This window comes from Janthinobacterium sp. Ant5-2-1, assembly GCF_001445815.1.
Lineage (GTDB): Bacteria > Pseudomonadota > Gammaproteobacteria > Burkholderiales > Burkholderiaceae_D > Janthinobacterium > Janthinobacterium lividum_E.
The window spans coordinates 25,326-34,842 of the sequence record NZ_LNCE01000076.1 but is presented as its reverse complement, the minus strand read 5'-3'; the positions used below and the strand labels follow the sequence as shown (position 1 = coordinate 34,842).

The window sequence follows — 9,517 nt, the reverse complement described above, 5'->3', positions numbered from 1 at the left end:
GGCCAGCGATACCATTGCAATCTTGTCGCCGCGCAAACGGCGCCACGCCAGGGCCCACAGGCCGGGCGATGTATGAGGTTTCGACATCGTCTCTTTCTACTTCAGTTGTACGCGAGGATCGACCGCCTGGTACAGCAGGTCGGTGAGCAGGTTGAAGAGCATGGTGGCGGCGGCAACGTACACGGTGATCGCCTTGATCACCGGAAAGTCGCTGCGCTCGACAGCCAAAATCACTTCACGCCCGATGCCGGGGATGCCGAAGAAGCGCTCGAGCAGGAAAGCGCCAATCAGCAGGGCCGGCAAGTTCGACATCACATAGGTAATGATGGGGATGCCGGCGTTGCGCAGTACGTGCACCCACATGATGCGCCCTTCCTTGAGGCCCTTGGCGCGCGCCGTGCGCACGTAATCCTGGTTCGCCTCGTCCAGCACGAAGGTGCGGAACAGGCGCAGGGTCGGCGCGATGGACACTGCCAGGCCGATCAGGATCGGCAAGGTCGAATAACGCAGCAGGTTTTCCCAGAAGCTGTCGCCCCAGCCCTGCACGGGGAACAGGCCCAGTTTATAAGCAAAGCCGTACTGGAAGACGATGATGTAGACGAGAATGGAAATCGACATGCCCACCGTGCAGGCGATCATGACGGCGCGGTCCGTCAGCGAGCCGCGCACGAAAGCGATGGCCAGCGCCAGCGCCACGCCAAAGAACGTTTCCAGCACGGTCAGCGGGATCAGGACCATCATCGACGGCCCCAGGCGCGACGTGATGATGTGCGACACGGATTCCCCCGTGGCCCAGCTCTGGCCGAAGTCGAACGTGACGATCTGCTTGATGAAGATCCACAGCTGCACGTAATACGGCTGGTCGACACCGAGCTGGCGGCGGATGTTGGCGATGCTTTCCGCACTAGACATCTTGCCGGCCAGGATGTAGGCGGGGTCGCCGCCCACCCAGTTAAACAGGATAAACACCAGCAGGACGACGCCCAGCATGGTGGGCAGCATCTGCCACAGGCGGCGCAGGATATAAGCGAACATAATGATTCCTTGTTTTTATAAGCTGCGCTTATTTATTGGCCGAGGCCGCAGGGGCTGGCGCCACCGGCGCACCCGTGCTGTCGATATCCATGAAGGCCCACTCCTGGAACAGGATCGGGTGCTTCTTGTAGCCAAGCACCGACTTTTGCGCCAGCATATTGCGGTAGCGCGCATAGCCGATCAGGGCGCCCGCGTTCACTTCCAGGCGGCGCGCCATCTGGTGGTACAGCGCATCGCGCTCGGGGCTGGCCGGCATGGACTGGCTGGCCGCGTACCATTTGTCATATTCAGGGTCCTGGTAGCAGCCATTGTTGTTCTGGTGCGTGTTCGGGCCGTAGAACAGCTGCATGAAGTTGTCGCCGTCCGGATAGTCGGCCAGCCATTGCGCCGTGCGCGACTGCATCTTGCACTGCTTTTCCGTCTTTAAAATGTCGGAAAAGATCATGCGGTCGTTTTCCATGCGGATGCCCAGCGAGTTGTAGGTCTTGCGCCACATTTCCGCCTGCAGCACGCCATTGGCTTCGTTGCGCGAAGCGTAGCGGATCAAGAGCGGCTTGCCGTCGGGCAAAGTACGCCAGCCGTCGGCGCCCTTCTTGTAGCCGAATTTATCCAGCAATTTATTCGCCAGCACGGGATCGTATTGCAGCAGGGATTTGTAGTGCGGATCGTAACCCACCACGCCCGGAGGGATCGGATAGTCGAGGCGCTTGGCCTGGCCATTCCAGATGATGCGGATTTCTTCATCGATATTGTGCGCCATTGCAATGGCACGGCGCAGCGCGATCTTTTCCTTGCTGAAACCGCCCAGGGTCGGGTCTTCCATATTCCAGTAGTAATAGCTGATTTCCGGGTCCAGCAGGCGCGACAGTTGCACGCCCTTCTCCGCCAGTTCGGGACGCAGCTTGCCGTTGAGCATCGCTTTCGGCGCCAGCGGGCCATCGAGCCAGAACACGTCCGTGCCGCCGCTCTGGAACGACAGCCAGCGCGACTGGTCTTCGATCATCACGGAAATTTCGATGCGGTCGATGGCGGGAATGCGCTTGCCCTGCATCTGGCGCACGATGCGCTGGTCGTCCGGGTCGTCGCCGGCCAGGAAATTCCACGTTTCCGGCAAGTGCTGCGGGTTGCGGTTCAGGACGATGCGGTTGCCGCGCGTCCATTCCCCGAGCGTGTAGTAGCCGGTGCCGACGGGATTCGAACCCACTTCCCCCTTCACGTCGCCATACTTTTCCACCACTTCGCGCGCCAGCGCCGCCGTCGGCACGTAGGCGAGGATCATGGGGAAATTGAAATCGGTCTTGGTCAGCGTGATACGCAAGGTGTACGGGTCGAGGATTTCCAGGCCGGCCACCTTCTTGCTGTAGTCAAACTTGTTCGCCTTGGCCGCGTCCTTGGCCAGGTCGTCCAGCCCCACCACCTTGCCTTCGAGCAGCCAGGTGTGCGGCGAGGCCAGGCGCGGGTCGAACAGGCGCTTCCATGAATACACGTAATCGGCCATCGTCAGTTCGCGGCGCTTGCCGCCGAACGCGGCGTCGGGCGTGTATAGGATGCCTTTTTTCAGGCGGATGGTGTAGGTCTTGCCGTCGGCCGACACTTCCGGCATGGCGGCCGCCGCGCCGGGCACCACCTTGACGGGGCGCGCCAGGTAATCATAGGTGTACAGGGTGTCGAAGACGGCCTGCGTGATGTGGTTCGAATACAGGTCGCGCGCGGTGGCCGGATCGAAGCCCGTCTCGGCGGCCGGCAGGATATAGCGCAAGGTTTTGACCGGCGCGGCCGCAGGGGCGGCGTCAACGGCCACGGCCGCCAGCGGCAGGGTGGCCAGGCAGGCGAGCAGCGCCACGCGCCGCATCCATGGTGACTTCATGTAATACCCTTCATCTCGATTATCTGTCGCACCGTATTGGTGCGCTTGTACTGGCTTCCCCCTGGGATACAGGATTCCACCGCCAAAACCAGTCCATCCTCGCAAGATCTATGCCTTGTTCGCAGCCAGCCGCGCCGATGCATTGACGCGCTGGAAAACGCGTAACGATAACGCATATTCTGTTCGCCGGGCGAAAAGCCGCGGCACTTCTGGCGTGCGCAGCAACAAGCACCGGCGCTGCCGGGGAAATTTGCCGCGCCGCAACATAGCCTGGCCAATGCCGCGCAAAAGCGCATTGGTAGAAACCCTTATGTCCGTGAATGAGCGCACTTTTTATCGGCGGGCAGAAAACGCATAGCGCAGTGCAGCATCAAAATAATTGCCAATACTGAAACATCCAAACATTATAAAAAACACTGTTGTTTCCATCCCGAAATGTCCCATTTGCGCGTTGACAAGGTTTCACGGCAAATGGTCTTATCAATGGCGGCAACTCACACGATATGCCGTTTGATCCACAGCGATTGCCGACGCAGCAATCTTTATCACCCTGGCAAAGCTGTGCCGCACAAGGGCCAGCCGAGCACACTTTCGGAGTTTGAGAATGATGATGGAAACAGTGATGTCCCGCTCCGTACGCCTGATTTTTTCGGGTAGCGTAGCAGCGCTCAGCCTAGGCATGATGGCTGCGCCGGCAATGGCGCAAGACGCCAATGTACAACGTGTGGAAATTACAGGATCGAGCATCAAACGGGCCACGGCCGAGACCGCATCGCCGGTACAGGTCATCACCCGCGATGACTTGATGAAATCGGGCAAGGCCACCGTCGCCGAATACCTGCAAACCCTGACCGCCGATGGCGCCGGCTCCCTGCCGACGGGCTTCGGCAACGGCTTTGCCGCCGGCTCCACGGCCATCTCGCTGCGCGGCCTGGGCGCCACCTCGACCCTGGTCTTGCTCAATGGCCGCCGCATGGCGCCGTTCGCGCGCGCCGATGACGGCCAGAAGAGCTTTACCGACCTGTCCACCGTGCCGATGCAGATCGTCGAGCGTATCGAAATCCTGAAAGACGGCGCCTCCTCGACCTACGGCGCGGACGCCATCGCCGGCGTCGTCAACATCATCCTGCGCAAGGACTTCGAAGGCCTGACCCTGAAAGGCGACACGGGCATCTCCGGCGACAGCGACGCCAAGCAGCACCGCGCCTCGCTGACCTTCGGCAAGGGCAACCTGGATACGGATAAATTCAATGTCGTCCTCAATGCCGAATACACCAAATCGGACATGCTGATGAACAACGAGCGCTCCGGCCGCAAATGGATAGGCAAGGCCGACCTGCGTCCGTATGGCTATGCGATCAACACCCAGTTCGCCGGCGGCTACATCAATGGCAACAACGACGCGAATGCCTCGCCGGTGGGCCTGATCCGCGATCCCGTCACCAACAACTATGTGGCCCTGCCCGGCTGCTCGACCTTGTCCGTGTCTTCACCGCAAGATCCGAAGGGCGGCTGTCTGTGGCACCACGACCAGTTCCGCTCGATGCAACCGAAGATCGAATCGATCAACCTGTACACGCGCGGCACCTGGCAAGTCAACGCCGATACCCAGGTGTACGCGGAAGCGGGCTACTCGAAGCGCGATACGGCCTTCACCCTGATACCGGCATCGATCACGCCGACCATCGCCTTCCCGCCGAACGCCACCAGCCCGACTGGCGTCGTCAACTACGGTTCCGGCGCCGGCACCACCATCGTGCTGGCCGCCAACCACCCGCAAAATCCGTATGGCGTGCCGGTGCGCGTGCGCTACCAGGCCTTCGACGTGGGCGCCAGCACGCGCCAGGCCAACAACGAGTTCAACCGCATCGTGCTCGGCGTCAAGGGCAACGCCATGGGCTGGGACTACGATGCCGGCTATACGCATTCGGAATCGAAGCTGCACCTCGACTACAGCAACATGCTGAACATGGCCGTCGTCAAGGATGCGCTGGGCAATCCGAACAGCAAGTATTTCCCGTACTACATCGGCGCGCAGGCGGGCAAGAATCCGGCCTCGCTGTACGCGGCCATGGTGACGAACGCCACCTCCGATTCCACCACCAAGCTCGACATCATCGACTTCAAGGCGTCGCGCGAACTGATGCAGTTGCCGGGCGGCGCCCTGGGCCTGGCCGTGGGCGCGGAACACCGCCGCGACAAGCTCGACAATCCATCGCTGTCGGGCACGGAAAACGGTTCCATCAACTCCAGCTACGTGGCAGCCAAGGGCGACAGCAAGGTCTCGGCCGTGTTCCTCGAAGTACTGGCGCCCGTCATCAAGACGGTGGAACTGTCGGGCGCCTTGCGTTACGACAAATATGACCGTTTCTCGTCGACCACGCCGAAACTGGGCGCCAAGTGGACGCCGCTGAAAACCTTCGCCGTGCGCGGCACGTATTCGGAAGGCTTCCGCGCGCCGGGTCCTGCCGAAAGCAACGCCAATTCGCAATCGACGGGCACCTCGACCGTAAGCGATCCCGTGCGCTGCCCGGGCGGCACCCGCTTGCCGGGCGCCAATGCCAGCGACTGCGAACTGCAAGTGGCGGCCGTCAAGATCGGCGACCCCAGCCTCAAGCCGGAAAAATCCAAGGGCTATACCCTGGGCCTGGTGTGGGATCCGTTCAACGATACCAGCCTGTCGCTCGATGCCTGGAAGATCAAGCGTGAAAACGAAATCAACCCGCTGCCGTACAACGAAGCGGCCGCCCTGCCGACGGCCATCCGCGCCGACAACAACCTGACCATCAATGGCGTCGTCACGCCGAACACGGGCACCTTGCTGATCACCAAGGCGCCGTACCGCAACTCCAGCTTCACGGAGATCAAGGGGATCGACCTGGACGTCAAGCAGCGCGTGCGCCTGGGCGACTACGGCCGCGCCACGTTCGGCCTGACCTGGACCCACATCGCTTCGTGGGTGCGGGCCGAGTCGTCCACCGTGCGCTACCAGTTCGCCGGCACGCATGGCAATTGCGACACCTCCAACTGCGCCGGCACGCCGAAGGACAAGATCAATCTGACCGGCTCGTGGGACCTGGGCAACTGGAACGTCAGCGGCGTGCTGAACTACCGTTCGGACATGAAGAACATCCTGTTTGAAGGCAAGCCGTGCGCTTCCAAACTGGCCGACGGCACAGCGGCGCCAAACGGTTGCAAGATCGCCTCGTTCACCACGCTCGACCTGTCGAGCCGTTGGAACGTCAACAAACAATTGCAATTGTTTGCCTCGATCAACAACGTGACCGACAAGATCGCGCCGCTCGACCCGCTGACCTACGGCGGCATGAGCTACAACCCGATGGATGCCAGCGGCGCCATCGGCCGCTACTTCAAACTGGGCGCCAGCTACAAGTTCTTCTAAGCGTCCGCCCAGGCTGCCAAGCGCAGCCTGGGCCGGCAAGGCTGCGTCACTATCGTCATGCCATCCACACCAACGCCCGTTGCACTGCAGCGGGCGTTTTTTATTTTGCGCGCGAGGGCGATGGCAGCCTCGTCAAAAATGCGGCACAAAATGCACCTTCTTTGTTCCAAATCAGTGCCTATCGTGCACTGCGTTGTTTAGGCACACAAACCTGTGTGCCATGTTGACAAGGACTTTTACAGCTCATTACAGTGGATCGCTTGAAAAGATATAAATACTTTTCAATGTTCTCGGTGCGCCAACCAGCGCGGCCGTTCTTGCCCTTCTAGCCAACCGCTTTTCCAGGAGTCTTGAACATGATCAGAGAAACACGCCTGTCCCGTTCCATCCGTTTGATCTGCGCCAGCGGCCTTGCCGCCAGCCTGCTCAGCCAGCAGGTGCTGGCGCAAGAAGCCAGCGACACGAGCAGCATGCAGCGCGTCGAAGTCACCGGTTCCTCCATCAAGCGCCTCGTTTCGGAAACGGCCACGCCGCTGTCCATCTTCAAGGCCGAGGATTTTGCCAAACAGGGCCTGACGACGGCCCAGGAAGTGCTCAGCAAGATCCCCTCCAATTCCTCCAGCATGGGCAGCGGCAATGCCGTCGGCGGCAATACCAGCGGCTTGCCCACGGGCGGCCAGGCCAGCGCCGACTTGCGCGGCCTGGGCGGCGACAAGACCCTGGTGCTGCTCAACGGCCGGCGCATCGCCAACCATCCGTACGACGGCGCCAGCGTCGACCTGAACATCATCCCCATCGCCGCCCTGGAACGTGTCGAAGTGCTGCGCGACGGCGCTTCGGCCATCTACGGCACGGACGCCATCGGCGGCGTCATCAACTTCATCACCAAGCGCTCGGTGAATGTCACGAATATCACCGCCGAGGTCATCGCGCCCGAACACAAGGGCGGCGGCGAGCACCGCGTCAACCTGTCGACGGGTTTCGGCAAGCTCGACACGGACGGCTACAATATTTTCGGCGTGCTCGACTATCACAAGCAAAAAGTGCTCACCTCGCAGGACCGCGCCTTCTCGGCGACCGGCATCGTCCCCTCGCGCGGCCTGTCCATTACCAGCGGCACGACTTTCCCCGGCAATTATTTTGATGCGGCAGCCAACGGCGGCGACGGCCTGGCCGGCAATCCCTACGCGGCCAGCGGCTGTCTGCCCCCCTTGTCGGTAGCCGCCGCCAACGGCACCTGCCGTCAGGATTACACGCGCCAGATCGACAACTTGCCCGCCCAGGAACAGCTGGCCTTTTTCGGCAAGGGCGCCTTCAAGCTCGGCGGCGGCCACCTGGCCACGGTGGAATACCTGCATTCGGAAAACAAGGTGAAGGCGCGCACGGCGCCGCCGCCGCAAACAGGCTTGATTCTGCCCAACACCAGCAAATACTATCCGGGCAATGCGGGCGGCGTGCCGGCCCAGCCGGGCTTGTCGGGCCAGCCGCTGAGCGTCAACTGGCGTCCCGTGGAAGCGGGCCAGCGGCAGATCGACTCGGACGGCAAGGCCGACCGCCTGGTGCTGGCCCTCGAAGGCGAACTGGCGGGCTGGGACTACAAGACGGGCCTGAGCCACGCGATCAGCAAATCATCGGAAAAATTCACCGGTGGCTACGTGCAGGATGCGGGCTTTGCCGCCGGCGTGCTGAACGGCATCCTGAACCCGTTTGGCGTGCAGGATGCGGCCGGCAAGGCTTACCTCGACAGCACGGCCCTGCGCGGCGAGGTGCAGAACGCCAAGGTCACCACCACGGGCTTCGACATCAAGGGCAGCCGCGAACTGATGCAATTGGCCGGCGGCCCGCTGGCCATCGCCCTGGGCGGCGAACTGCGACGTGAAAAAGCCGACTTCAACGTGAACCGCGACATTGCCGGCCAGGCCGCCAGTTCCGGCCTGTCCGGTTCGCTGTCGAAGAGCGGATCGCGCACGATCCAGGCCGTCTTCGGCGAAGTCAACTTGCCGCTGATCAAGGACCTGGAAGTGCAGCTGGCGGCCCGCTTCGACCACTACAGCGACGTGGGCAGCACCACCAATCCCAAGCTGGCCCTGCGCTACCAGGCCAGCAACGCGCTGGTGCTGCGCGGCTCGGCCAGCACGGGTTTCCGCGCTCCCACCTTATTTGAAAAGAATGCACCGCCGTCGAAGAACGATACCAACGATTCCTACGATGACCCCATCCTCTGCCCGGGCGGCGTGCCGCAACCGGGCGCCAACCCCCTGCGCGATTGCGACTTGCAGCAATTCAAGCTGCAAGGCGGCAATGAAAAGCTGAAACCGGAAAAATCCACCACCTTCGCCGTCGGCTTCGTGCTCGAACCGATCAAGGAAGTCACGCTCGCCGTCGATTACTGGAACATCCACCTGAAGGACAAGATTTCCTCCTTGCCCGAACAATCCATCTACGGCAACTATGAAAAATACAAGGCCTTGTTCCTGCGCAATCCCGATGGTTCGCCCTTCGCCATCCTGGACTTGAACGACAACCTCGGGGAAGTAAAAACGGACGGTATCGACGTCAGCCTGAATGCGCGCCTGGGCCGTGGCGCCTATGGCGATTTCAGTGTGTCGGTCGATGGCACCTGGACCCACAAGTATGACTACCAGAACGAGCGCGGCGGCGAATTCATCGCCAACGTGGGCCGCTACGCGGACAACAATCCCGTATTCCGCTGGAAACATACGGCGGCGCTGAACTGGCGCCTGGGCAACTGGGGCGCCACCGTGTCGCAATCGTTCAAGTCCAGCTACACGGATCAGAACCAGGTGGACCCGCAATTCCGCCACGATGTGCCTTCCTACAGCCTGCTGAACGTGTCCGGCAGCTACACATGGAAAGGCTTGTTGCTGACGGCCGGCGTGAAAAACCTGTTCGACAAGGAACCGCCGTTCTCGAACCAGGGCACCTTGTTCCAGAAAGGCTATGACCCGCGCTATACAGACCCGCTCGGGCGCGCCTACTACTTGCGCGGCAGCTATACGTTCTAAGGGAGATTGGCAAAACAGGATCAACGGGGCGGCGCTGGCAAGCGTTTGCCTGCAGCACGAAGACGGCGCCAGCAGAGATGCTGTGCGCCGTTTTATTTTACGCGCCTGAGTGCGCCTGACAAGGGTTGACGATATTTTATTCCTGAACTAATGCAAAAAAAATAGCAATATGTTGCATTTCGTCCA

5 protein-coding genes are annotated in these 9,517 nt (G+C 61.3%); 2 read left to right on the top strand and 3 right to left on the bottom strand.

The window, feature by feature from the left end:
- From ASN89_RS28785 to ASN89_RS22880, 3 genes are all read right to left on the bottom strand, one after another.
- The coding region (locus tag ASN89_RS28785) for a hypothetical protein (protein WP_152988659.1) at positions 1-87 on the bottom strand (87 nt) is incomplete at its 3' end.
- 9 nt (positions 88-96) lie between these two features.
- On the bottom strand, positions 97-1,035 hold the full coding sequence (locus ASN89_RS22885; protein ID WP_034782513.1) for an ABC transporter permease: 939 nt from the start codon (positions 1,033-1,035) through the stop codon (positions 97-99).
- 28 nt (positions 1,036-1,063) lie between these two features.
- Positions 1,064-2,902 (bottom strand): ABC transporter substrate-binding protein, encoded by a 1,839-nt coding sequence (locus tag ASN89_RS22880; protein WP_058050882.1) that lies wholly within the window; start codon positions 2,900-2,902, stop codon positions 1,064-1,066.
- Between the two features lie 622 nt (positions 2,903-3,524).
- Here ASN89_RS22880 and ASN89_RS22875 point away from each other — a divergent pair.
- Both ASN89_RS22875 and ASN89_RS22870 read left to right on the top strand, forming a co-directional pair.
- Positions 3,525-6,305, top strand: a complete 2,781-nt coding sequence (locus tag ASN89_RS22875; protein WP_058050884.1) for a TonB-dependent receptor — start codon at positions 3,525-3,527, stop codon at positions 6,303-6,305.
- Positions 6,306-6,661: 356 nt separating this feature from the next.
- Entirely contained in the window at positions 6,662-9,331 is a 2,670-nt protein-coding gene (locus tag ASN89_RS22870) for a TonB-dependent receptor (RefSeq protein WP_058050881.1), read from the top strand.
- Positions 9,332-9,517 lie beyond the last annotated feature (186 nt).

Coding starts and splice junctions, on each gene's coding strand:
- ASN89_RS22885 (WP_034782513.1), bottom strand. CDS start 1,035: ATGTTCGCTTATATCCTGCGCCGCCTGTGGCAGATGCTGCCCACCATG.
- ASN89_RS22880 (WP_058050882.1), bottom strand. CDS start 2,902: ATGAAGTCACCATGGATGCGGCGCGTGGCGCTGCTCGCCTGCCTGGCC.
- ASN89_RS22875 (WP_058050884.1), top strand. CDS start 3,525: ATGTCCCGCTCCGTACGCCTGATTTTTTCGGGTAGCGTAGCAGCGCTC.
- ASN89_RS22870 (WP_058050881.1), top strand. CDS start 6,662: ATGATCAGAGAAACACGCCTGTCCCGTTCCATCCGTTTGATCTGCGCC.